The 25,361-nt window shown below is 48.8% G+C and carries 22 protein-coding genes and 1 pseudogene; 12 read left to right on the top strand and 11 right to left on the bottom strand.

Going from position 1 to position 25,361, the window contains the following annotated elements; genetic code table 11:
- Nucleotides 1-16: 16 nt before the first annotated feature.
- From ACREYP_RS04405 to ACREYP_RS04370, 8 genes are all read right to left on the bottom strand, one after another.
- Complete coding sequence (locus ACREYP_RS04405) at nucleotides 17-988, bottom strand: reverse transcriptase family protein (protein ID WP_107320035.1); 972 nt, start codon at nucleotides 986-988, stop codon at nucleotides 17-19.
- Nucleotides 969-1,259: a helix-turn-helix domain-containing protein gene (locus ACREYP_RS04400; protein WP_107320036.1), complete on the bottom strand. Its 291-nt coding sequence runs from the start codon at nucleotides 1,257-1,259 to the stop codon at nucleotides 969-971. The genes ACREYP_RS04405 and ACREYP_RS04400 overlap by 20 nt, the downstream gene beginning before the upstream one ends.
- Before the next feature lie 51 nt (nucleotides 1,260-1,310).
- Nucleotides 1,311-1,550 (bottom strand): hypothetical protein, encoded by a 240-nt coding sequence (locus ACREYP_RS04395; RefSeq protein ID WP_498881121.1) that lies wholly within the window; start codon nucleotides 1,548-1,550, stop codon nucleotides 1,311-1,313.
- A gap of 738 nt (nucleotides 1,551-2,288) precedes the next feature.
- Nucleotides 2,289-3,374: a hypothetical protein gene (locus ACREYP_RS04390; RefSeq protein ID WP_498881120.1), complete on the bottom strand. Its 1,086-nt coding sequence runs from the start codon at nucleotides 3,372-3,374 to the stop codon at nucleotides 2,289-2,291.
- Between the two features lie 5 nt (nucleotides 3,375-3,379).
- On the bottom strand, nucleotides 3,380-5,164 hold the full coding sequence (locus tag ACREYP_RS04385) for a restriction system-associated AAA family ATPase (protein WP_107320038.1): 1,785 nt from the start codon (nucleotides 5,162-5,164) through the stop codon (nucleotides 3,380-3,382).
- Nucleotides 5,161-6,741, bottom strand: a complete 1,581-nt coding sequence (locus ACREYP_RS04380; RefSeq protein ID WP_107320039.1) for a restriction endonuclease subunit S — start codon at nucleotides 6,739-6,741, stop codon at nucleotides 5,161-5,163. The genes ACREYP_RS04385 and ACREYP_RS04380 overlap by 4 nt, the downstream gene beginning before the upstream one ends.
- Nucleotides 6,738-8,402, bottom strand: coding sequence for a type I restriction-modification system subunit M (locus tag ACREYP_RS04375; RefSeq protein ID WP_498881119.1), 1,665 nt, complete (start codon nucleotides 8,400-8,402; stop codon nucleotides 6,738-6,740). Before ACREYP_RS04375 ends, ACREYP_RS04380 begins: the two co-directional genes overlap by 4 nt.
- A 14-nt stretch (nucleotides 8,403-8,416) precedes the next feature.
- Complete coding sequence (locus ACREYP_RS04370) at nucleotides 8,417-11,215, bottom strand: type I restriction endonuclease subunit R (RefSeq protein WP_498881118.1); 2,799 nt, start codon at nucleotides 11,213-11,215, stop codon at nucleotides 8,417-8,419.
- A 567-nt stretch (nucleotides 11,216-11,782) separates the two neighbouring features.
- On the opposite strand from ACREYP_RS04370, the gene ACREYP_RS04365 reads away from it, so the two are divergent.
- The 9 genes and pseudogenes from ACREYP_RS04365 to ACREYP_RS04325 all read left to right on the top strand — a co-directional run.
- The gene (locus tag ACREYP_RS04365) at nucleotides 11,783-12,652 is read left to right on the top strand and encodes a GTPase family protein (protein WP_498881117.1); all 870 of its coding nucleotides are present in this window, start codon (nucleotides 11,783-11,785) and stop codon (nucleotides 12,650-12,652) included.
- A gap of 260 nt (nucleotides 12,653-12,912) precedes the next feature.
- Nucleotides 12,913-13,608, top strand: coding sequence for a transcriptional regulator (locus tag ACREYP_RS04360; RefSeq protein ID WP_107320043.1), 696 nt, complete (start codon nucleotides 12,913-12,915; stop codon nucleotides 13,606-13,608).
- 20 nt (nucleotides 13,609-13,628) lie between these two features.
- Nucleotides 13,629-14,102 carry a hypothetical protein gene (locus ACREYP_RS04355; protein WP_498881116.1) on the top strand — a complete coding sequence of 158 codons (474 nt, stop codon included), beginning with the start codon at nucleotides 13,629-13,631 and terminating at the stop codon, nucleotides 14,100-14,102.
- Nucleotides 14,103-14,126: 24 nt separating this feature from the next.
- Nucleotides 14,127-14,585 (top strand): YfjT/YkfB family phage-associated protein, encoded by a 459-nt coding sequence (locus ACREYP_RS04350; protein ID WP_107320045.1) that lies wholly within the window; start codon nucleotides 14,127-14,129, stop codon nucleotides 14,583-14,585.
- 97 nt (nucleotides 14,586-14,682) lie between these two features.
- Nucleotides 14,683-15,102: an antirestriction protein gene (locus ACREYP_RS04345; protein ID WP_107320046.1), complete on the top strand. Its 420-nt coding sequence runs from the start codon at nucleotides 14,683-14,685 to the stop codon at nucleotides 15,100-15,102.
- A 14-nt stretch (nucleotides 15,103-15,116) separates the two neighbouring features.
- On the top strand, nucleotides 15,117-15,584 hold the full coding sequence (radC, locus tag ACREYP_RS04340) for a RadC family protein (protein ID WP_107320047.1): 468 nt from the start codon (nucleotides 15,117-15,119) through the stop codon (nucleotides 15,582-15,584).
- Nucleotides 15,585-15,594: 10 nt separating this feature from the next.
- A complete protein-coding gene (locus tag ACREYP_RS04335) occupies nucleotides 15,595-15,921 on the top strand; it encodes a type IV toxin-antitoxin system YeeU family antitoxin (RefSeq protein ID WP_107320048.1) in 327 nt (108 codons plus the stop codon).
- A 31-nt stretch (nucleotides 15,922-15,952) separates the two neighbouring features.
- Nucleotides 15,953-16,333 carry a TA system toxin CbtA family protein gene (locus ACREYP_RS04330; RefSeq protein ID WP_498881115.1) on the top strand — a complete coding sequence of 127 codons (381 nt, stop codon included), beginning with the start codon at nucleotides 15,953-15,955 and terminating at the stop codon, nucleotides 16,331-16,333.
- A pseudogene (locus ACREYP_RS04325) lies at nucleotides 16,330-16,479 on the top strand (DUF5983 family protein); the annotation flags it as partial. The gene ACREYP_RS04330 and the pseudogene ACREYP_RS04325, both read left to right, overlap by 4 nt.
- Before the next feature lie 605 nt (nucleotides 16,480-17,084).
- On the opposite strand, the gene ACREYP_RS04320 reads toward ACREYP_RS04325, so the two are convergent.
- Entirely contained in the window at nucleotides 17,085-18,017 is a 933-nt protein-coding gene (locus ACREYP_RS04320) for a hypothetical protein (RefSeq protein WP_336819510.1), read from the bottom strand.
- Complete coding sequence (locus ACREYP_RS04315) at nucleotides 18,014-18,994, bottom strand: DGQHR domain-containing protein (RefSeq protein WP_336819509.1); 981 nt, start codon at nucleotides 18,992-18,994, stop codon at nucleotides 18,014-18,016. Before ACREYP_RS04315 ends, ACREYP_RS04320 begins: the two co-directional genes overlap by 4 nt.
- Before the next feature lie 913 nt (nucleotides 18,995-19,907).
- Between ACREYP_RS04315 and ACREYP_RS04310 the strand changes: the two genes are divergently transcribed.
- Nucleotides 19,908-20,186 carry a SymE family type I addiction module toxin gene (locus ACREYP_RS04310; protein WP_336819507.1) on the top strand — a complete coding sequence of 93 codons (279 nt, stop codon included), beginning with the start codon at nucleotides 19,908-19,910 and terminating at the stop codon, nucleotides 20,184-20,186.
- A gap of 86 nt (nucleotides 20,187-20,272) precedes the next feature.
- On the opposite strand, the gene ACREYP_RS04305 is transcribed toward ACREYP_RS04310, so the two are convergent.
- Entirely contained in the window at nucleotides 20,273-20,623 is a 351-nt protein-coding gene (locus ACREYP_RS04305; RefSeq protein WP_336819505.1) for a helix-turn-helix domain-containing protein, read from the bottom strand.
- Nucleotides 20,624-20,958: 335 nt separating this feature from the next.
- Here ACREYP_RS04305 and oqxA point away from each other — a divergent pair, with 335 nt between their 5' ends.
- Nucleotides 20,959-22,137: a multidrug efflux RND transporter periplasmic adaptor subunit OqxA gene (gene oqxA, locus ACREYP_RS04300; protein ID WP_172744482.1), complete on the top strand. Its 1,179-nt coding sequence runs from the start codon at nucleotides 20,959-20,961 to the stop codon at nucleotides 22,135-22,137.
- A 23-nt stretch (nucleotides 22,138-22,160) separates the two neighbouring features.
- Entirely contained in the window at nucleotides 22,161-25,313 is a 3,153-nt protein-coding gene (oqxB, locus tag ACREYP_RS04295) for a multidrug efflux RND transporter permease subunit OqxB (protein ID WP_336819501.1), read from the top strand.
- The last annotated feature ends 48 nt before the right edge of the window (nucleotides 25,314-25,361 follow it).

The following is a 25,361-nucleotide window of genomic DNA, read 5'->3' as shown; positions in this document are numbered from 1 at the left end:
TGCCCTAATTCCTACACTACGGGCACATATTTGTGCGCCCCATACTCTTAAGAGCAAGCAAACGCTGCTTTAGTTTTTTTGCTTTACCTGGATGGAATCTGCCGAATAAATGAACTTGTCCCAAGGTTTTTGCGTATGGACCCTTATCGAACTCGATAATTTCGCCCCTCAGAAAAGCTTGCTCCAAATGATGAACTGCCGAGCGTATCTGACTCTGCTTGGCAGAAGAGAGACCAGGCTTAGAATTCACCGAAAGCCGAGTAACTTCCATCCGGTCTCCGGACGTTTTGATTTCGTGTTTAGTGCGTTTGGGCTGGTAGCCGTGCCTGAAAAGCATGCCATAAATCGAGGCTATTACATTCGTTTTAGTCGGATTATCAAGAAAGTTCACTGAAGAGACGGCAATATCATCAACGTAGCGAGAGTAGATTATTCCTCGCGCTCGGAGACTGGCTTGCAGTGCCGGTTCATCCTTCCAAAACGCCAGATTAGCCAGAAATGAACTGGTGATAGCTCCCTGAGGCAACTCCCCGTGTCGGGTCGTCAGTTTAGTCAAACATTCAGCCACTTCCCGACTGAAGCCAAAGAAATACAGCCATATGCTTTGCACTATTGCGGTTGAAGTTGACGGAAAAAAACGCGTGATATCTTCATTAACTACAATTGTTGCGCCAACGTGCAATGATGCGTTAACTTTATAATCACAACCTTTCAGACTACCTGTCAGGTATGCAGGATAAATAACTGAATCCAGAATATTACGTCTAATGCTACGGTGTATCTTTTTGAGAGGTTTATATGCATCCCAAGTCTGACGCACACTTCCGTCAGGCTTAGTTATTGTATTGGCGAGTCGGTACATATGATCCGCTCGGTTGGCTAGATTGCAGAGTTCGATAAGAGAGACGTTCAGCGCCTTTGATAGCGCTGCCATGCTGCTGATGCGTCGTTTGCTATAGAAAGGTGAATCAGACGGAGTGTGAATCATTAAGCAGCTCCAACGCAGTGCGTGCAAGTTCTCCCTGAAGCCCCTTATCAATACCTTGAAGATCACCGGCCTCTGCTGCAATAAAGAAAATAATGCTAACAGGAATGTTGAGAGCAGAAGCAATGCTGGTAAGAGTTGAAAGCGTTGGATCGCGTTTGTTGTTTTCCAGCATGGAAAGATAGGAAACAGAGCATTTAGCTTTTTGCGCTAAATCTGTCTGTGAAATTTTTCTTCTGGTCCGACATAACTTGATGGCCTGTCCGATATTCATAATTAACCCCACAAATAAATATTGGGCCTGCTGCGTCTTGGCTCTGTTGCATTATTTCATCCAATAATCAATGTTTGTGATCAGACGAATTACAACGTCAATAATACGCAGGGCCCGGAAGACAATATCGTCAAACCGGAACCCGCTTTTTACCGGACTGTCACGATGAATGCGTAACTGACGCAATACATCTTCCAGCTCTGCCAGAGCGCCAGCATCGAGTTGGCTGCAGTGAGCATCGCGCAGCTTTTCAAGCGTTGCGATGGTGTTCTTTAAAGTATCGTGTTTCATATTGCTCTCCTTTGAATCGGCAAAACGCCGAAGCCCCGTAACAAGGCGATGGCCGAAAGGAGCCAACCCGATGCGCAAGCCCAACACCAGTCTTCGCGACGATGAAGCCCCGTTTATTCCGATAGTGCAGTTGCCCAGTGGCCGCATATCGCGACTGGCTACGAATCACCATCATGACGAACGTGCTTCAGACTGACCGATGACGCTGGTCTGCCCGTCAAAATCTCCAACACCGGATGAAGGAGCGGCCTGATAAACAGGCTATTACGCTAGACCTTCGCTGTTACGATGAGAACAATCATTTTAAAGAACACAGCTCAGGCGGAACGCCTGACCTGTGATCAGTAGACCATAGACTTTGATCCAAAGCAATAAAATTTCACTGCCAGTGAAATTTTTGCTGTCAGTTCGATGAACTTGCTATGGACTAACGAAAGTGTAATAAGTGCTATTCTACCAAAATAACTGCCTCAAACGTACCGTTCGGATATATGTCATCCAAGTGGAACTGTATGAAGTAGAGGCAGAGCAATGGTTGGTTATTAGTCAGTAGATGAAGAAGCTGTTTCTAGATGCTCAGAGCCGAATAATAATATTGTGGTTAATGCTCTGTGGATGGTCAGTCTGGGGCAAAAAATCAGTTGGTATTCGGTTTGTATCTCGGCGATGAACGTAGCGAGCTTTCGCCACCCGTGGCACCATACTGATCAGCTGGTTTTTTTCAATCGGTCACAAGCACTACAAATCCTGCAAAAGACCTCGAGCCTCACACGCATCAAGGAACGGTTTCCTTAGGAAGTTGCAGTCGGCGTATGGACGATTTCGAGTCTGACGCTCTAGAGTTGTCAGAAAATCAGAGGGATTTCGGCCATCCATTCTCCATTCGTCAAGCACTTGCACTAGCCAGTACTTTCCACCATTTCCCCCGCAGAATTTAGCTTTGTAGCGTTCTTCAATACCGTAAATTTCCTTCCATGTATCGATTTCTTCCGCAACGGTATCTGGACCAAATTGCAGGGCGATATCGTTAGGTTCTAAGTTTTCTATGTCTGAAGTTTGCAGTGTAACTTGTAACTCGATGGAATGAGTCACAGATTTATATGGATAGAAAACCGCGCGACGACGAACAGCTCCTGCAGGGTCTTGTGGCATGTAGACAGGGTTCTTACTAGTCTTATAGCTACTATTGCAGTAGTGGCAGGTAGGCACGAGATTACGAAAGTTTATAGAGTTAAAAGGATACAATGCCTTAGGCAGATAATGGTCGTAAGCTTCGCGTTTAGTATGGTATTCGCCAAGTAAGTCACTGATACCACAAAACGGGCATTTCCCAACTTTATTAATTTGCACGAAGTTCTTGTAATGATCGTCAATATCACCAATTTTGGCCCGCAAAGAAGCGAGATCCAGCAATGACTGCGAGTATAATCCTTTGAAAAACGTACCGAGTTGATCTGACAGCTTTTTATGGTTCACCGCGATGTCAGCGTAACGGGCTAGTTGAGTATTCGGCGTATTGGCACATACCTTTTCCAGATTATTATTACCTTGGTACCACCGTTTAAACTGAGCTATTTGCTCTCGCGAGAGCTCGGAGAAACTTTTATAAATAGCTTGAACTTGACTTGAAAAACGATCACCAGCCTCAGTATCACCATATGCAAAAGAGGTCATTACCTCTTTTAGAGGCGGATTAGCATCAAATAGAGCCAAGTCATATTCCCCTGCTTTCCTCGACCTACACCACACTTGATAGAAAATGAAATTAACAAACCGCTGCATCCTCTCCATTTGATGTGGTACATAAGTGTAAGTAAACAGCATCAACTTTACTCCTTCTCGCTACCTTGTGCATTTTGGTCAAGAATTGTTTTGATCAACAATAGTTTTTCTACCGAGTCACCTAATTGCTGCTGAATTTCGGTAATAAGAGCTTCCCGATCCTCTCCACCCTCCTCAAAACGTCTTCGCAAATCTTCGAGCAGGGTTTGTGCATAGCCACCAATAGTTTCACGTTTGCCAAAAGTGTTCATCGTGATCTTGTTGATAGAAGCACCCAGAGTGTTGTAGCCCGGGGGATTGATGCTGACAACACCAGTTGCTTCATCTTTGCTGAATACCAAAACCTTGTCTGGCTTACTATCTGAAATCAGAAACGGTGTGTGGGTTGTGATCAACATTTCTTGCGCCACATATTTTTGATCAGGTAAGCACTGACGCAAGCGGGTGATAAAACTGGCTCGCCAATTTGGGTTAAAGTGGGTTTCAGGCTCATCTAGCAGAAACAGGCAGTTAGTGTCACGAAATAGCACACACAAACCAAGGCTATGCAATAACTGGTGTTCGCCATCCGATAGCTCTTTGAGAAGCATCGGCTTCTCGACCCCTATTTTCCTGAAATAGAAATGTTTAAAGCGCATGATTCGCTCATCAGATGCTAGCGTCGGTACTGTTTCACTAACATAGTGGCTGGTTGAAGTATACAAATCCGACTTAAGCGTATCACTTACAAGATAAAGGTTTAGGGCTAACAACACCTGAAATGCCTGGAATAGAGCCAATGGTGAACCGTCAAAGTTTTCACGGAAGGCTTGCTTAGTTGCCTCATTAACCCGGTAATCTAAGATTAGCGTATCAGTAGCATCATCGACGTAACTCAAGGTAGCGCATCGCTGTAAGGCATTAATCATTAGAGAAGATCTTTCGTCGCCTTCCAATAAGTGGAGAATATTTAGACGATAATGGAGTCCCCCCTGTTCATCGATATGGAATTGTAGAGCGGGATTACTATTGACTATGTCTTCAGGTAATTGGTATTGATTTTCATCTTCACTAGCAAAAGCAGCAAGTTGTTCTGGTCGCAGTTCAACACTACGACGAACGATAATGCGGAATTCCTGCAGCCCTTCAATTCCAACATCCTCGCGGAAAGGTCGCAAATCATCCTCATCGATAAACAGCAAGTTGCACAGCAAGATAGCCTGGCTGAATCCGTTATCAAGATATGCAAGTCTGGTTTCTGGGTGACCGGGATATGGAAGTTGCTGGGTAAGTGCGTTGTAGTACTCATCAAACTGTACAAAGCGCATCTTAAAAAAAGGAAGACTAAGGATTTCGTTCTCGCCAGAAGAGTAACCGAGCACATACTGGGGCAAGAGCATATCAATATGGCTATTAGTGAATGATTCATTTATGTCCGAACCAAAGTCACTTTGGTTTTCCCAAAGAATGCGCACCGTTTCACCGGCATTTTTCCTAACATGCACTTTAGCCCATTCGGGACTGTTAGAGCTACGGTATTCAGGAAGGACTTGGATCAAATAGTCTAGCTCAAAGGAAATGGGTGAAAGATCCAGAGTATCATCTTGCAATGCTTCAGGAAGAAAACTACGACGCACACGCAGAATTTCCAGCTGAAAGAAGATTGCAGCCAGAACTTCAAGTAAGTTGGATTTACCGCTGCCATTCGGTCCGGCGCAGACGAAGGGGGCAAAGTGGTCAGCTTTTGCGAATTCATCCTGCAAATTCCACTCCGTGCGAAAATGGTGCTCAAAACCGCAGGGCAGGCTGCGAAAGCCTGCCGGGTCGGTGATCTTCAGACGTAGTAGTTTCATATCAGACCTTGCTCGATAACAGACTTGAGCTCAATACAATTGCTTGCATCGTCAAACACCTGGGACAGTTTTCCGGTCGCCAGCGACTCGAATACCCAATCTTTGATATGTTCAAGATCTCTTGTCCCTAGCATAAATACGCTGTCTGGATGAATCTCCGCCAGTCGATTTTGTGCCAGCTCCATAAATTGTTGTAACGAAAACGGTGTGTCAGCAAGTTGTGTACGATAGGCTTCCAGCCATTCTGTAATCAATGTTCTGCGAGCCGCAGCATTTTCCAAAGCAGCCAGCAGATTATCGATATCGGGCAAATGAATGGCAGGTACAGTTTTTACAACGAGGGCAGGCATGGTGGCTTGCTCTCCTTGGGAAATAGTGGTGACTTCTTGGGTCGGCGGTATTGGCATCGGTACTTGTGATAGATTCAGCTCGCCATTGAATGCTCGTTGACTCAGTGCACCGTAAAGGCACTCCAAGTCAGTGAGGCTCTGCTGGTAGCGAGATTTTAGGGTTTCGATCTTTTCAGCGATGACAGCAAATTGATTCTGGATTTCAATGGGTGGTTTGATCATCGTGATCTTCTCAAAATCCCCCTTTGTCAGAATCTTCTTCATTCCCTTCGTAGCATGGCTCTGTATGTAGGTCTGAGACAACTTAAACAATCTATACAAATACCGTGGATTCACATCCTTTCCAGGCTGAATGGCATTGATCTGCTGATTGAACGACACAGTCCTGTCTGTTAATGCTGCACGCCCGATCGACTCGACGCTTCCCGCGATACAGGCCACAAGCAAAGCACCATTCGTCACCGTTCTTGCTTTTCTCGCACCAACCTCAGAAAGAAACTCTGCAGCAGGTGTAATGAAAATAGCATCCCTAGTAATGTTGTCTGTTTTAATCCATTCGATGAAATCGCCATCATAATTGGCACGATCATTTCTGGGTGGCGTATTCCCCGTAGAAATTTTCCCTAAGGCTTTCAGGCTGGGTTTGTCCCACCCCATCTCATTCCGTACCGGATCGCCAAACATCTCCAGAAATATGCTATTGAGCAGATCGTCGAGTTGTTGCAGGTGCTGTTTCCGTTGGGCAATCAACCCTTCAACCTTGCCAAGCAGATGGGCAATGCGGATTTGGTCGTCGAGGGGCGGTAAAGGAATTTTGATTGCAGCAAGCGATTTCGAATTGAGTGTTTTACCCATCACGGCTTGGTTTGAACCGCCATAGGTTGCTGATTGTAATGCGTAGTAAAGAAACTCTGGGTTCAGCTGTTTCTCGTCTTTGATTGCAAAGGCTGCAATCGCTTCGTTTGTGAAAAGATCACAACCAGCAAATGCCATCTTGCCGATGGATAGTTTAAAGCTGAAAAGCAAAGTCCCTTTTTTTACGATTTTGCATCGAGCATCTGTGACGGCTCGATTCGTGATTTGCTCTTTTGTCTCTGTAACTATTTTCGAGCTTAGATCGCGAATGGAAACCCAGCGATATCCTTTTCCCCAATAACTAGGCTCGCTTCTTGAGGGAGTACGACCGATAGAGATGTCCAAGAGTTCAGACAATTTTTCTTGTCTCATCCCAACATCCCCTTCAATTCCAGCAACTCGCGCACAATGCCGCTTTGCACCTTGGCTAGTTCCGCTTCATCAACATCTCCTACTTCTGCCTGGATCAGCCGACCTAAAATTACGTCAGGTGCGTCGTAGTTCACTTCTTCAAATACATCTTCCTTATAGCGCGAAAATGAGAGGTCGAAGTTGTTATTCTCATTAGCAATCTCGCTGCGCGGTACCATGAAGTACTTGCCAGTTCGGTCCGCGTCGGTCCCAACATTGCGGTTGCGGTACTTAGTGATGATGTCTTGCAGATCACCACAACCTTCCTGCTTAGTACGCTTATCGTCTAACGAGTAGCCGTCAGCGGCCATTTCGTAAAACCAGACGTGTTCGGTAGCAGGTTTCGTAATCTTGTCTTTTGCTCCCCAAACCTTGGTGAACAGTAAAATGGCTGTGCTGACTCCGGCGTAGGGTTTGAACACGCCGCTAGGTAGGGTGATAATGGCTTTGAGGTCGCAGCGTTCCACCAGGGTTTGGCGCAAGTCTCTGAAGGCTTTGCCGGAGCTGAACAGCACACCCTGCGGCACGATCACGCAGGCGGTACCGCCTTTTTTCAGCAAGCGATAGATGTTTTCGACAAACAATAACTCAGTCTTAGTAGTGCCCAGCTGTAAGGCTTCATTAATGTCGCCCTTATCGATACTGCCAGTAAACGGTGGGTTGGCCAGCACGATGTCGTAGGCGGATTCTTCGTTGTAGCCTTTGCTCAAAGTATCCTGATAGTCAATATTGGGCTCATCGATACCGTGCATCATCAGGTTCATCAACCCTAAGCGCACCATAGTTGCGTCAATGTCGTAGCCGTACAGGCTTTCTTGCAGGACGAATTGGCGTTTTTCATCATATGTTGCGGCAACTGAGGTGCGGATAAAACCATCTTCATCGGGTACAAGGTTCTTGGTACCGGCGTTGATAGCCAACTGGGTAACGATGTATTGATACGCACCCAGCAAAAATCCGCCAGTGCCGCAGGCCGGATCGATAATGCGGTGACCCAGCTGAGGCTGCACCAGCTCGGCCATCAACTTGATAATATGGCGAGGGGTTCGGAACTGGCCATTCTTGCCTGCAGTGGCGATTTCCGAAAGCAGCATTTCATAAACATCGCCCTGGATGTCCTGGAAGGCCTGACCATGCTCTTGTGAGTCCTTTTCCATCACCGCAAAAATATCGTCGATAGTCTTTACTGCTTCAACCAACAGCGCCGGTTTGGGAATGATGAACACAGCGTTTTTCATGTGGTGGGTGAAACTGGACTCGGCACCGTTCAGATCTTTCAGGAAGGGAAATACTTTGCCCTGTACGTGCTGTAACATCTCTTCAGCCTGCATACGCTTGAATTCGCTCCAACGCAGCGTACGTTTGTCAATGGGGCGCTGTTCCGCCACGGGCCAATTACGCTCCTCAGGCGGAATCCAGGTACCTTCAAACTTGGAAGTGTATTCTTCATTCGTCCACTCAGCATCGGCCTGCCGTTTTTGATCCAATTCATCAAGCCGTTTCATAAACAGCAGGTAGGTAATTTGCTCTATGGCAGTAAGCGGATTGCTGATGCCACCGCTCCAGAATTTGTTCCATAGCAGGTCGATTTTAGATTTTAGTTCGGGGTTGTTCTGTAACATGGTATGGCCTGTTTTTAGGCAACCAACCGTTCGGTCAGTTGCAGAATCTCGTTAATTTCAGATGGGTTGAACACGCCACGAATACCTTGAGGGTGGATTACCGTGAAGGGGGCGTTAATCAAGTCTTTCTTCTCAATCCTTTCGTGCTCGACAATAAAATTCTTCAACAGATTAAGGAATTCCATTTGCCGACTGCTGAGCGTCGTGTGGGAGCGGATGAACTGGTCAAAGGCTGCACTGACCTCATCAGGAAAGCTTTTAAGCACTTCTATGCCAAGGATATGGCGGATGAACTGAACGAAACGTGCCTTACGGTTCTTATAAACTTGACGCAGCAGATCTTCGGTAATGTGCGGATGCTCTTCATGCAGTACCTCTGCCAGTTCATTGGCTTCCTGGCTACTCACCGCGTCACCGTTCTTGATTTTCTGTAGCACCGAATTGTGCTCGGTCAGCTCGGTAATCAAGTTTTCGACCATTTCACGGTAGCGGGTAATGCTGACGGCTTCGTGCTGCGGCCCGAATTCCACCCATTCTTTCTTATAAATCTCATCGACCAAATCAAGTTTAGTTTGCTCCTCGCCTCTAGTTTTTTCACGGAACTTCATCAAAGGGCCGAGCTTGGTGACTATAACATCGAACGCATTCTCATCGGCTTTGACCCAATAGTGGTTAGTTTGTGCCATGCGGATCAGCGCTTCTTCTTGTTGCACAAAGCTGACGGACAGCGGTAATTCACTGATCTGCTCGACGATGCCTTCTTTGAGTATTTCGGCTTGTTCCTTGTTTTCATCAAGCACAGCCAGAGAATATTCAAGCAGGTCGCGCTCAAAGCGCATAGCCTTGAAATCGACCTCAGAAACAGTACGGAACAGAGGTTTGATTTCAGCACGTAAGAATTCCAGTCGGTCGTGGCTGAGATTAATCCAAAAGTTGTCATCCTCCAGCCGCACCAGAGCTACGACAGCCTCCTTGATTACGACCGACTCTTTGGGCAACGCTGCAATCTGCACGCGAAGCTTGGCAATTTCACGACTGGCAATATCGGCATGACCACGGTCATAAGCCTTCTCGATCTTGTTAAGCCGCAGGCCGACCAAACGCACCGGCAATGGCAATTGCGGTTTGAGTTCTTTGCCTTTTGGGTTGAGCTTGAAGTATTCGAAGTTGTCCCAGCAGTCGAGGATCAGGAACATATCCTTTTTAAGGCACCAAGGCTTGGGTTTGCTGGTTTCCAACAGGCGCGTGCCGCGCCCGACCATCTGCCAGAACTTGGTGTAAGAATAGACTGGCTTAGCGAACACAAGGTTGACGATTTCACGTACATCAATACCAGTGTCGAGCATATCCACGCTGATGGCAATGCGCGGCATGTCATTGTTAGTGAACTGGTCGAGAAGGCCCCCCTTCCCATAGACTCGTGGGTCTTCCGATACCAGCACCTTAGCCAGTTCTCCGTGATATTGCGGATAGAGTTTATCGAAGATTTCTTCCATACGCCGGGCATGGGCCTTGGTGGCGCAGAAAAAGATAGTCTTACCGGGCAGTACTCCGTTGGCATCTTTTATTGCCTCCTCCATGAACTCGCGGACGATCAGAGTATTGGTACCCTTGTTGATCACCTGCTTTTCAAGCTGGGTACCCTCAAAATTGATGTCTTCGACATCCTTGCCTTGCAAGATCAGCTTTTTCTGGTCTTCCAACGAAATAGTGCGTTTGCTGATACCTTCCATCTGGAATTTGGTTTGAATCTTCATAACCTGAAAATTGCAGAGATAAGGCGGCACGTGGTTTACAGCCTCTTCATAGGTATAAGCGAACGAGGGAATACCGTCTTCGCAGTGAAATAGCTGGAAGGTATTGTGGTCGATAATATCAGTTGGCGTGGCAGTCAGCCCTAATGTGATGGCTTTAAAATAATCGAGTACCTCGCCGAATGTGTTATAGATCGAGCGATGGCTCTCATCAACGACGATGAAATCGAAGAAGTGCGGCGACAGGTGCTGCACATCATCCCGGATGATGTTGAGCATTGTCGGGTAGGTCGCGACGTATATGCGGCGGTCCGTTGCAATCAGCTTTTCCCCCACATTTGGCCAGCGCGGTTCATTCGGCAAGTGCTCTTTGAAAGCAGCCAATGCTTGCTCGCGCAAAGCGATGCGATCCACGAGAAATAGTACCCTTTCAGCATGTCCGCCACGCATCAAAGCATCAACCATGGCAATGCAAGTGCGCGTTTTGCCTGTGCCAGTGGCCATAACCAGAAGAAAGTCACGCCTTTTTTGTTCAATACCTTCAAGCACCGAACGAATAGCACGGATCTGGTAGTCACGACCAGCAATTGAGGTATTAATGAATTCCTGCGTCAACGGCTTTCGATTGCGACGGATGTATGCAAAGCGTTCCAAATCGTCTCGCGTGGGGAAACCTAAGACCTGACGCGGCGGTGCGTTTTCTAGATCCCAGAAATAAAGCTCGTGCCCATTGGTGTAAAAGCAGAAGGGTAGCTCACCACCCAATTGCTTCTGGATATTGTAGCAATACTGCTTCGCTTGCTCACGGCCCAGAGCCGCATCTTTACTAGTGCGCTTAGCTTCGACTACTGCAAGTGGTTTGCCATCTTTCCCTAAGAGCACATAGTCACTGAACTGGTGCCCACCATACTCCTGGTGAGGTTCAGCCACACCTTCTGATTGGTTCGTGAGGATATCAAATTCTTGCACAACTTTGGTTGGATCTTGTACATCCCACCCAGCAATGCACAATTGACTATCGATAACAGCAATCCGAGTTTCTTTCTCAGAACTTTGCATATCTCTCACATCTCCATGACAATCCCATCCAAGCAGCATTAAGTGTCGAACGCTTTTTAAACAAAAATTTTTGGTTGACTAAGCAACTTAAAGTTAAACTTTTAATTCAATCAATTACGACATAGCAATGAGATGTTCAAAATTCACCCTGCAAGATGGTATACCGCTTTAATTGACTAATGCCTATCTTAACATCGTGCCCTGCTGAAGAACGATGCCTGTTATAGAAAAAGCCTAACAAGCACAAGATGCAATTCATCATTTAAAATTTTTTCCATTAATATTCAGTCACTTGATTCCATCAGCATGATATTTGCAATAACAGCTTATAGAACTGTAAACAATGCCCGCTCCTTGCACAAAGCAGCCCGCCAGAACCTCAATGAGATACAAGTTGTTCAAATTGCACTCAACAGCGGTGTATGATTCGTGATTAGACAAAATCGGACATGTCCTCGATCTTACTTGCCGCACATTCTAAATAATTTCAGATATATATCATCTCACTGAGTCCCCCGCATCCTTACAGGATCGCGGGGATTTTTATTTTCACGCTGAGATCTCTGTATGACAAAATCTGACGGCCTTCAGGCCATTGAGAAGCCGCTGGCTTCGCTTCCTGCCACTGTTCGAAATCTTATCCTCGACCACTTTCACACACTCAGCAGATACGAACCCGTGATTGGCATCATGGGTAAAACGGGCTCTGGTAAAAGTAGTTTATGCAACGCACTGTTTGCCGGAGAAGTGACACCTGTCAGTGATGTCACCGCTTGTACTCGAGAGGCACTGCATTTTCGTGTTTACAGCGGCAGCCACAGCCTGGTATTGGTTGATTTGCCGGGCGTTGGTGAAAGTGAAATGCGCGATGAGGAGTACGAAGCTCTGTACCGCAATATTCTTCCTGAGCTGGATCTGATCCTATGGGTTATCAAAGCTGATGATCGCGCTTTCTCTATTGATGAGCGCTTTTATCAGCAGGTGATGGCTGACTATCAGCTTCGTGTACTCTTTGTTATCAATCAGGCCGATAAAATTGAACCCAGCCATGAATGGGATGCCACCAGCAATACACCATCATCGAATCAGTCGGCTAATATTGATGCCAAAAAGGAATCCATTCGCCACCTGTTCTCACCCTTTAACCCAGTGTGCAGCATCTCTGCCAGAACGGAATGGAATCTCCCACTGCTGGTCGAAACCATGATGAGTTGCCTCCCGGATCGAGCGACCAGCCCTGTGGCAACGCAACTGCACGAGAGGTTGTGCAGTGAATCCGTAAAAAAGCAGGCGCGTGAAGATTTCGGTCGTGCGACCGGTGCAGTGTTTGATTCAGCGACAACGACTCTACCTCAGTCATTTAAAGCCGTGATTAATAGTGTCCGGGATGCCGTAGTGTCGATGGCGCGTGCTGTCTGGGACTGGATTTTCTTCTGACTAAATGAAACCTCATCATGTAGACGGTGGATTATTTCGTTTATCCATTGGTTTACAGACAATTCCAGCATCACCGACACAACCTGTCTGCATCAGGAGATGATAATACCAGCTGTAAACCTGTAACACCTCCTCACTTCGCACCCAGCATATCGTTCCGCACTAACCACGTAGCCACGCGCCGCCGACATAACCTGTCCACTGCGCACATTACAGTAACGCCATCTTTATTAATTACTTACCTGTTATGGAGATCATAAATGTCTCAGGCTGAGCGTCGCTATGATCGCCTGTCTGTCCGGCTGTCGCTGATTATCAGCCGCTTGATCGCTGGTGAAACGCTGAATGTGCGTTTGCTTGCGGCAGAGTTTGGTGTTTCGGAACGCACGCTGCAGCGTGATTTTCGCGAACGCTTGATTTACCTCGATCTCGAATATCAGAACGGCTGCTGCCGTCTGTTGACGGGAGGGCGGCATGAATTCAGGGAAGAGGCTGCGATGCAATTTGCCCGTCAGTCAGGTATAGGTTCGCTGTTTCCGGATATGGACAGTCATCTGGTCAGCTCACTTCTGAATCGTCAGGGCTCGCCGCCGTGCCTTGTGTGGCATCAGGAATCACAAGCTTCACCACCCCGTCCGGGTATTTTTACACGCCTGGTTAGAGCTGCGACTGAACAACGTCTTATTACCTTGCTCGCCGACGGATGCCGTTGTGATGGCCTTGCACCTTACCGGCTAATTTTCAGTGCCGGTGGCTGGTTTCTGGCAGGAGAGCATCTCGGGCAAATAACCGTTTTCCCGCTGCACATCATTCATTCCGTCACGTTTCATTCAGAGATGTTTACACCAAAAAGAGAGTTCACCAGCGTGCTTTTACGCCCGGAATTTCTCAAGGCATTACCTCACTTTCAGTGTATCGAAGACATTATATCTTCCTTTAGTACCAAAAGTATTTAACCAAATAAAAGGACCATAAAATGAAAAAAACAAAATTATTGTTATTAATATCTGGAATCGCAACTGGAATAATTTCATCAAATTCAGCGGAGGCATCCAACCTTTATAAAGGTGTGTTACCTGCAGCAGTCAACAATAAGAATGGCAACAGGTTTTGGTGCAATGCTTACCAGCAGGTAAGAAAAACGTGCCAGGCTACAGAAATTGACGCGACTGGTGGATTTATTCTGATACGCTCCGCACCTTCGAAAAATTGCGAGGCTGGCGTTTGGGGATGGATCAACCCTGGTAACAAGAACAGCGTAACAGATTATATTGCAAAGGGTTACACAATCACTCCTGATGTCAAATTTAATGTAACAGCTAAGGAGTTGTGCAGTCCCAACATGAAAGTAACATTTCGGCCTAACAGTAAAAGACCTCAGTTTGATGACATGGTCGGACTGTATAATGGAAAGGAAGTATTCCGTTATAAATGGCCTGACAAAAAATAAAATATAATCAGTTGAGGTTTGGATATGAAAAAACTATCGATTTTAACTATATTCTTATTTCCCATTACTTCTTTTGCGGTTCCTAACATGTGGAGCAGTGGCTTCGGCCAGGGTGTCACCGAATATCTGATTACAAACCAGCAGAATGCCACTTTTAACCTCAACTGCACGATAAACCCGGATGCGCAGAATGTACTGCAGCACAAAGTGCTTATCGACCTGCCAGACGGCAACCGTGCCGATTCTCGCGATGAGCAAACATCCATCACTGTAGTAATGGATGACCAGCAGTTTCCCATACCTGCCTCGCTGGGATGGCGAAATGGTGATAATGCCTGGATTTCATTTATTGACGCGCTGGGTAACACTGCCGCATTCGATGTCTATGTGAACGATAAAAAAGTAGGCAGTTTCACGCCTAGCACAGGAAATACGAGAAAAGTGCTGAACGAACTTAGCGGTTGCAAAAATACTGCCGGTTAAGCGTTTTTTAACAGACCGCAAATTAATCAACGTCAGGCCATGCCTCCTCCGGGAAGCATGGCCTTTTTGTTTATTAAACGACTAATACGGAATCAACATGGATCAAACCACAGCACTCATCACCGCGTCACCCGTACCGGACAGGCAGCGTCTTAACTTCTGGCCCAAGCACTTCGGCAAAATTCCGCAATGGATGCTGCTGGAGCCTCGCGCTTTTGCCTGGATGGATCGCCTGTGTGAAGCCTACAACGGTGGATACTGGAATTATTACACGCTCAGCAACGGTGGTGCCTTCATCGCACCCGATAGCGAAGACAACTGGGCCTTGTTCAACAAACTGAATGGCAACAGCGCGGAGATGAGCAGCGAAGCGGCTGGCATCAGTGTCTGCCTGCTGAACTGGAGCCATCACGCCTGCAGAACCGGCAGCCCTGCCATGAGCGAACACTACTATCACCTGCGAGAATTTGCGCTGAGCCATCCTGAAAGCAGCGCCATCATGCACATCATCGACTGATCCCGGAGGACATTATGGAAACGGCCGTATTACCCCTTCCACTTTCATCACACCGCACCATAAAACGCGCACTGACGCTTATAGAAAATCACCTGCGCGAGCCCGGCGTGGCGTTTACTTCAACAGCACTCACCCGCAACTGGCTGAGGCTTAACCTTGCAGGGCTGGAGCGGGAAGTGTTTATGGTGGTGTTTCTGGACAACCAGAACCGGCTGCTGGCACACGAAACCCTGTTTCATGGCTCCATCGCCAGCACAGAAATTCATCCCCGCGAGGTGGTTAAAGCCGCATTACGGCACAACGCCGCCGCTGCCATCTTTGCCCACAATCACCCCTCCGGATATGCCGAGCCCAGCGAGGCCGACCGGCGTATCACTGAACGGCTGAAAAAAGCGCTGGCGCTGGTTGAGGTGCGAGTGCTGGACCATCTGATTGTCGGCAGTAAAAAGATTGTCTCGTTTGCCGAACGCGGCTGGTCCTGAAGGAGGACATATGCATTCTGAACGATGGGGGCTCACGTGCGATAAAACGCCGTGTTTCGGTGCCAGGCTGGTGCAGGAAGGCCACCGGCTGCACTTTCTGGCTGACCGGGCAGGATTTAACGGCGACTTCAGCAACACTGAAGCACTGCGTCTGGACCAGGCTTTTCCGCTAATAATGAAACAGCTGGAACAGATGCTTTCAACTGGAGAGCTGAATCCCCGCCTTCAGCAACGCGTTACCCTGCATCACATTGGGCTGACCTGCCAAGCCGATACGCTCGGTTCACACGGTTACGTTTACATCGCGATTTATCCCTCTCCGGCAGTCACCGGCTGACCTACCGCATCTGACAACAGGATCACACCACATGCAAAATTTACCCTTACCCGAACCACGGGCGGCTGAACCCTGCCCGTCGCCCGAGCAGGTCTGGCAAATGCTGCTCACACATCTGCTGGATAAACACTATGGCCTCACGCTCAACGACACACCGTTTGGCGACGACAGCGTGATTCAGGCGCACATCAACGCCGGTATCTCCCTGTGTGATGCTGTCAATTTCATTGTGGAAAGGTATGAACTGGTGCGCACCGACAACAGCCGTTTCAACCTCAGCGAGTGCTCACCGCTGATTGGTGCCATCGATATTCTGCGTGCCCGTCGTGCAACCGGACTGATAGTAAGCAGCGGCTACAGTACCATAACCAGCATCACAACGGGCCGGTATCGAGAGAACAAAACACAGTGAAAATCGGTCTGAACCTTAACGCTGACAGCATCAACGTGCTGGCGCTGAACATGGGGAAAATCGCGGTCGATGTTGACGGTATCGAGCTCGCTGAACTGATAGCTGCCGTTAATGCTCAAGGGCTTACTCTGCGTATCGCAGAGGAGCCCGGCGAGGTGATTGTCGAAACCAGCTCTCGCCATCTCCTGAGCAGCCTTGTAAGATAAGGCCAAGCGGACCGATAAAATGAAAATTAGTTTTAGGCACCTTCTTAGGCACCAAAGAATAATTGAATTGAATAATTAACATTTTAATTCAGGTGGTTAGCAGGCCAATTCAGACTCCGCCAGCCCACCAAAATCCTTTGTTGACGGTTACCAGAGCCCGATACGAAGTCCTGAAAGCCCGCATGGTTCAAGCTATGCGGGCTTTTTTGTGTTTGCAATTTATCTCGTGCAGTCCGAACTGAACTAATTAAATCCGAACCTTCTAGGCACCTTGTTAGGCACCTCATAAAGCTTTATTATTTTTGAGGTGCATAAAACTATGGAAACCCGGCAATGTCAGAACGTTAGCCGTGTCGATACTATGGCTGCTCACCGCGTACCGCCTATAATGATAGGGATGAGATCATAAAGAAAGGCTGTAAGGTATTTTTAAGAAATTAATTTTCATCATTACAAAAAAGGTTGAAGAATTTAATCATTGGATAGGTGATGAGATAAAAATTAATATACTGAATATTCAAGCTAATGAAAACCTTCCCACCTTTTCATATCAAGGCGGGAATTTTCCTTTTATATTTATTTAACAAACTTCTACAAATACTTTTTGAGTTATTCTCCGAAGCTGATAAGAAAACTTTTTTAGCCAACGATATAATAAAATTATTATTACAAATCAAATTTTCAAGCAAATCGCCATTACCACTAAGTGATATGTTATTTTCAGATAATACACGCCTCACTCTATTTATTTTATTTTTAGTTAGATCGTCAAAACACCAGGCATTGTTAGAAAACTGATAATTTATTTCATTTCGAATTACTGTGGGACTAAACGTATCATTACTTCTTCTAATAAAATTAAGATGTTCAGAGAGTGACACGGCACTCTCTGTATATTCCTCAATATCTAAATTAGCCGCCAACAGTAGTTTTTCAATAACCGAGACCCAAGACGCCCATGCGTCAATATGAGAGCCTCCTTTTTTATCTTTTTTATGCAACACTACATTTTCACATAACTGATCATAACACATCAAGTTTAACCCACTTGCTAGCCCCTGATAGACACTCCCCGTTATATTTGCTCTCAAAATAGTACTGAGTGCCGCCTTATCAATATTAGTTAAACTAGTGCCTGATACACGAATCAAGTAATGCACTGCATAATACGCTGCATAATAATGCTCAACAATCTGCCATGATAAATTTTCACTATCATCATTTTTTGCCCTATCTAAGGAGATCATTGAGGCAAGGAAAAACCTATTAGCTTCTCCTGACATATAATATGCAAACTCTTTAGAGTCTATCATCTGTAGTGTCAACACTTGATTTGGCTGAACTACTACATTAGTCAATGCGAAATCAAGATTATCTAACTTCTCAATAGTTCTTCCATGCGCAACCCTACCTGCCCCCAAAATTGGGGGGCAGGATATTGTTTTAAAGAGTCGTTCAATTTTAACGAGATTTGTCATATTACAATATTTCTTTTAAGCAATTTATTATCAAGTAATTCGATAGATTTAGCGGTGGCTCGATTATTTAATATAGTTGCTATATTTCCATTCAAACTTCTTTTCAAATATTTTTTATGCTCGCTAATCAAGCTAGAGGATTCAGGTGAATTATCGAATATCATTGCAATAACAGCCTTGCTGTGACCAATCAATATTTTGAATGATGTAGGTTTGATTATCACCTCATCAAAACTAATACCTTGAGCATTTAATAAATCTTCAGCTGCAAACAGATATGCGTTGACAATCTCAAACAACCGTTGTGGACTAGAAATATCAAAAGCTCGCAATATTAATTTAAAAGCTTCATAAAATGTCACTTTTGATATAAGATTTCTTTTCTTTTCGAATCTAGATAATTTCCCAACCAATGAACTGGTTGTATTTTCCTCGAATAGAGTAAAGATCAGATCTAGCATTTCCTCTTCTGCATTCTCGGTTTCAGCTAGTTTTTTGATATCCAGCAATAGTTCTTTAGGAACTGGCTTTTGTAATGTATTTACATCAATGAATAATCTTGCTTCATCAATCGGTGTTAATTCTGAAAAAATAACAACTGGAATACGTAATTTTTTATCATCAAACCCTTTTTCATATAATTTTCTAAAACCATAAGCACGGTGTTGACCATCTATAATCAAGAATGATTTAATGTCGTTATTAAAACTTAAGGTTTTCTTCTTACTATTGTATTCAAAATCAGCAGATGCTTGGGCTGAAAGAATAATACTTGATGGTATCACACCACCATTATAAATATAACTTGCGATTGATTCCGCTCTATTCTCATCTAAACTTCGTTGAAACCCTTCCTCAGGGTCTTCGGAGCGAGGATTAGGAGAACAGCAACTTGCTATGATTTCGATAGGAAGAGTTAGACTATAAAACCTATGTTTACCTTGAATGATTAATGATGCGCTGACTGATTCCTTCATGATCCATCCAATTAATTTATGTTTTTACGCACGGGCAACACAAGCAGCCGTCAAGTTCTCACTAACATATCATGAAGAAGTTGAATATGGGAGTATTACTGATTACACGCAACCGTTCCCATGCCATGCCTAGGCACATTGCGCAACGCTTTCCATACCATTTCGTAACGTAAGCAAAAGTCCGTTAGAAAACTTTAGCTTCGACAAAAAATGCATATCCAACAATCATTCATTTTCATGAATCAATCAGTATGCATCATGGTTACTTCGAGATGCAATAAAGGATATCTGTAGGTTTACTATTCAAGGTCATACAGAAAAACTATCGCATCTGTTTGATACCTTAGATATAGCGATACCTCTCCGTGTAGTAACATGCTACTGGTGTTTTAACCTGACCTACCATTCAATTCCCCAAAAATCTTGCATTCGATCTTATCTCCAGGTTTCAAGCTGCTATTGAAACGTTGAATATCTTCATAAGTGGCGCTGTGGGCTGAAAAAGCTGCGAATAGCAACACCGGGAAAAAAATCCTCTTAATGCTGAATTGAGCGATATGTAACTATTTCCAATCATTATATTTTTCCCAGTTGTTTTTCTAATAGAAATCAAGTCACCACAGCCTCAACTTTCCCCTGTAAATCCATCCATATTTTTTCTGCGAGCCGCATTCCATTTCCCTCCCCTATTTCCCAGTCAAACAGGGTGCCAAGGTATAATCCCCGCATGAAGTAAGCAGTTTTAAGCAGTAAGAATAGCTGTAAAGAAGAGATCCAAAAGAAAGCGCGATTAAGGCAGGCGGCAACCCGCCCTAACCGCTAATCACAACCAACTAACGAGCGAGAGTTGATTATGACTAACGAGCATAATAAGCCAGAGAAGCACATCCCCACAACAACAAGGACTTATACTGTGGGCTACATTCGAGATTCGAAAAAATTCCAGCCTTCACCCGCCATAACGTTGAATGGATTCTGGCTTGCGGAAGCGGGTTTTGATACGGGCACAAGCGTGGAGGTGCGGGTTCTGCCGGGCTGCCTGATATTAACGGCCAAAGAGCCGCTGCCGCCGTCGGAAGAGCCGGAGATCATGCAGACGCTGCGCAAGGTGTGTAACTTTTCCGCCCGCAGGCAGAAGCAGGTCAAAGCGTTTATCGAGGACGTGATCGCGCCGAAGCCGCGCAGAGTCTAAAGTGTGACGCCAACCCCGGAGTCATTGCCGGGGTTTATCGTCGGGTGTAACCGAGTATAAAGCGGATTTCCCGCATGCAAAAAACCTCAGGCCCCATAGCGGTTCCCGGAGTGAGCCAACTGCCGACGCCATACGCCCGGCGCGATGCCGTACTGGCGCTTAAAGCTGCGGTTGAAAGACTGCTGGGAGTCAAAGCCCAGGGAGATCGCCACGTTCAGGATCGGCTCTGCGGTGCGGCTCAGGCGCTCGGCGGATTTCTTCAGCTTTTGCGCGCGGATGTACTCACCCAGGTTGTAGCCGGTGTGCTGCTTGAAGATCCGCTGCAGGTGCCACTTCGAGTACCCTGCCCGCGCTGAAACGGTATTGATGTCGAGGCGGCTGTCGAGGTGGGTATCAATCCAGCCGAGTAAATCATGCATGAAGGCATCGGTGCTCATTGTCTCTCTCCCCTGCGGGTTTGTTAAAAGCATCTTTATCAGTTGCATTTAAATCTGACCTGCTTTGACAATAATTGCAAGTTTTATTGTTACATTAAACCCTCGTTACAAATGGGCCTTTTTCGAATGGCACAAATAGCACAGAAAGTGCAACAATTATTCTTGCACTTAGTTCTACGCCTTCCTACAATCGCCGCGATACTGTATTCGTAATTGATACACATTTTGTGCCGATGAGCGACACAAATGGCCTCAGGTCAGCCCGGACAAAGGAAGTGGCGCGGCACCCTCCGCTGCGTCTTGCCCGGCCGACTTCAACTATCGGAATAAGAATAATGAGCCTGCAAAAACATTGGGTTAGCCTTCATCTGCGCGTGTTGGGGCCGGTACTGCTTGCCGCGCTGCTCGCCGGATGCGACCGGGGAGTCGCACAAAACGCCGTGCCGCAGGCACCAGCCGTGAGCGTCGCCGACGTGGTGGTGAAACCCGTCAGCCAGTGGGATAGTTTTAACGGCCGCATCGAAGCGGTGGAAAGCGTTCAGCTCCGCCCCCGCGTCTCCGGCTATATCGACAAAGTGAACTACACCGACGGCCAGGAAGTGAAGAAAGGCGAAGTTCTGTTCACCATCGACGACAGAACCTACCGCGCCGCGCTGGAACAGGCGCAGGCGGCGTTGATGAGAGCCAAAACCCAGGCCAGCCTTGCCCGCAGCGAAGCCAGCCGCACCGACAAGCTGATCGGCACCAACGTGATCTCCCGCGAAGAGTGGGAACAGCGCCGCTCCGCCGCTACCCAGGCCGACGCCGATATTCGTGCGGCACAAGCGGCGGTTGACGCGGCTCAGCTAAACCTCGACTTCACAAAAGTCACCGCCCCGATCGACGGCCGTGCCAGCCGCGCGCTGATCACCAGCGGTAACCTGGTAACGGCGGGCGACAGCGCCAGCGTGCTCACCACCGTGGTGTCTCAGAAGACGGTTTACGCCTACTTCGACGTGGATGAATCCACCTATCTGCACTACCAGAACCTCGCCCGCAGCGGCCAGGGCGCGTCCAGCGACCATAAAGCCCTGCCGGTTGAAATTGGCCTGTCCGGCGAAGAAGGTTACCCGCATCAGGGCACCGTAGACTTCCTCGACAACCAGCTCACCGCCAGCACCGGCACCATCCGCATGCGCGCCCTGCTGGATAACGCCCAGCGTCAGTTCACGCCGGGGCTGTTCGCCCGCGTTCGCCTGCCGGGTAGTGCAGAGTTCCAGGCCCTGCTGATCAACGACAAAGCGGTGCTGACTGACCAGGACAGAAAATACGTCTACATCGTGGATAAAGACGGCAAGGCCCAGCGCCGCGACATCACGCCGGGCCGCCTGGCCGCCGGGCTGCGCATCGTGCAGCAGGGGCTGAACCCTGGCGATAAAGTCATCGTCGACGGGCTACAGAAAGTGTTTATGCCGGGCATGCCGGTGAACGCGAAACCTGTCGCCATGGCCGCTACCAGCGCTGCCGTTAACTGATCCCTTACCAGAGAATCCGACGCATGGACTTTTCCCGCTTTTTTATCGACAGGCCGATTTTTGCGGCGGTGCTGTCGATTCTGATTTTTATTACGGGGCTTATCGCGATCCCGCTGCTGCCGATCAGTGAATACCCGGACGTCGTGCCGCCAAGCGTGCAGGTCCGGGCGGAATACCCTGGCGCCAACCCGAAAGTGATCGCTGAAACCGTGGCGACGCCGCTGGAAGAAGCGATTAACGGCGTCGAAAACATGATGTACATGAAATCCGTTGCAGGCTCTGACGGCGTGCTGGTGACAACCGTGACCTTCCGTCCGGGTACCGATCCGGATCAGGCGCAGGTTCAGGTGCAGAACCGTGTTTCCCAGGCCGAAGCTCGCCTGCCGGAAGACGTTCGCCGCCTCGGCATCACCACCCAGAAACAATCGCCGACGCTAACCCTGGTGGTGCATCTGTTCTCGCCGAACGGCAAGTACGACTCGCTGTACATGCGTAACTACGCCACGTTGAAAGTGAAGGACGAACTCGCGCGCCTGCCGGGCGTCGGGCAGATCCAGATTTTCGGCTCCGGCGAATACGCCATGCGTGTGTGGTTGGATCCGAACAAAGTGGCGGCGCGTGGCCTGACGGCCTCTGACGTGGTCACGGCCATGCAGGAGCAGAACGTGCAGGTCTCTGCCGGTCAGCTCGGGGCTGAGCCGCTGCCAAAAGCGAGCGACTTCCTGATCTCCATTAACGCCCAGGGCCGCCTGCACAGCGAAGAAGAGTTCGGCAACATCATCCTGAAAACCGCCACGGACGGGTCGCTGGTTCGCCTGCGTGACGTGGCGCGTATCGAGCTGGGTTCAGGCAGTTATGCCCTGCGCTCCCAGTTGAACAACAAAGATGCGGTCGGGATCGGTATCTTCCAGGCCCCCGGCGCCAACGCCATCGATCTGTCTAACGCCGTGCGCGCCAAGATGGCCGAGCTGTCCACTCGCTTCCCGGAAGACATGAAGTGGGCGGCACCTTATGACCCGACCGTGTTCGTGCGCGACTCCATTCGGGCGGTGGTGCAAACCCTGCTGGAAGCCGTGGTGCTGGTTGTGCTGGTGGTGATCCTGTTCCTGCAAACCTGGCGCGCGTCGATTATCCCGCTGATTGCCGTCCCGGTTTCAGTGGTGGGGACGTTCAGTATTCTTTATCTGCTTGGCTTCTCGTTGAACACGTTGAGTCTGTTCGGGCTGGTGCTCGCCATCGGTATCGTGGTGGATGACGCCATCGTGGTGGTGGAGAACGTCGAGCGTAACATCGAAGAAGGGCTTGCCCCGCTGCAGGCGGCGCACCAGGCCATGCGCGAGGTTTCAGGGCCGATTATCGCTATCGCCCTGGTGCTGTGCGCGGTGTTCGTGCCGATGGCGTTCCTCTCCGGCGTCACCGGGCAGTTCTACAAGCAGTTCGCGGTGACCATCGCCATTTCGACGGTGATCTCGGCGATTAACTCCCTGACGCTCTCCCCGGCGCTGGCGGCCCTGCTGCTGAAGCCGCACGGCGCGCCGAAGGACATGCCTACCCGGCTGATCGACCGCCTGTTCGGCTGGCTGTTCCGCCCGTTCAACCGCTTCTTCCACCGCAGTTCGGACGGCTACCAGGGCCTGGTGAGTAAAACCCTTGGCCGCCGTGGCGCGGTGTTTGCGGTGTACGTGCTGCTGCTGTGTGCTGCCGGAGTGATGTTCAAAACCGTGCCGGGCGGGTTTATTCCGACCCAGGATAAGCTCTACCTGATCGGCGGCGTGAAGATGCCGGAAGGCTCTTCGCTGGAGCGCACCGACGCAGTGATCCGCAAGATGAGCGAAATCGGGATGAACACCGAAGGCGTGGATTACGCGGTGGCATTCCCTGGCCTCAACGCGCTGCAGTTCACCAACACGCCGAATACCGGCACGGTGTTCTTCGGCCTGAAGCCGTTCGGTGAGCGCAAACATACCGCGGCGGAAATTAACGCCGAGATCAACGCCAAAATCTCGCAAATTCAGGAAGGCTTCGGCTTCTCAATTCTGCCGCCGCCAATTCTGGGCCTGGGCCAGGGTTCCGGCTACTCGCTGTATATCCAGGATCGGGCGGGCTTAGGCTACGGGGCGCTGCAAACCGCGGTGAACACCATGTCCGGCGCGATCATGCAAACGCCGGGGATGCACTTCCCGATCTCCACCTACCAGGCGAACGTGCCGCAATTGGATGTGCAGGTAGACCGCGACAAAGCCAAAGCCCAGGGCGTGTCGCTGACCGACCTGTTCGGCACGCTGCAGACTTATTTGGGCTCGTCCTACGTGAACGACTTCAATGAGTTTGGTCGTACCTGGCGCGTGATGGCCCAGGCCGACGGGCAGTTCCGCGACAGCGTGGAAGACATCGGCAACCTGCGCACCCGCAACAGCCAGGGTGAAATGGTGCCGATCGGCAGCATGGTGAAAATCACCACCACCTACGGACCGGACCCGGTGATCCGCTACAACGGCTACCCGGCGGCGGATCTCATCGGGGATGCCGATCCACGCGTGCTCTCTTCCGCTCAGGCTATGACTAAACTGGCCGCCATGTCCGGCCCGGTGCTGCCGAACGGGATGAACATCGAATGGACGGATCTGAGCTACCAGCAGGCAACCCAGGGCAACACGGCGATGATCGTCTTCCCGGTGGCGGTGCTGCTGGCGTTCCTGGTGCTCGCCGCGCTGTACGAAAGCTGGACACTGCCGCTGGCGGTGATCCTGATCGTGCCGATGACCATGCTGTCCGCGCTGTTTGGCGTCTGGCTGACCGGGGGCGATAACAACGTGTTCGTCCAGGTCGGGCTGGTGGTGCTGATGGGTCTGGCCTGTAAGAACGCTATCCTGATCGTCGAGTTCGCTCGCGAGCTGGAGATGCAGGGCAAAGGCATTATGGAGTCCGCGCTGGAAGCCTGCCGCCTGCGTCTGCGCCCTATCGTGATGACCTCGATTGCCTTTATCGCCGGGACTATCCCGCTGATTCTGGGCCATGGCGCGGGGGCAGAAGTGCGCGGCGTGACCGGGGTGACGGTGTTCTCGGGCATGTTAGGGGTGACGCTGTTTGGTCTGTTCCTGACGCCGGTGTTCTACGTCACGCTGCGTAAGCTCGTTACGCGCGGCAAAACCCAGGCAAAAACTGTCGAGGCGTGAATGCCCTAAATCAGGCGGTGTAAAAACTGCCTGATGAGCCCAATAAAA

This window comes from Enterobacter sp. TMH.L2, from assembly GCF_050847315.1.
Taxonomy (GTDB): Bacteria; Pseudomonadota; Gammaproteobacteria; order Enterobacterales; family Enterobacteriaceae; genus Cedecea.
This window is presented reverse-complemented; position numbering and strand designations above follow the sequence as displayed.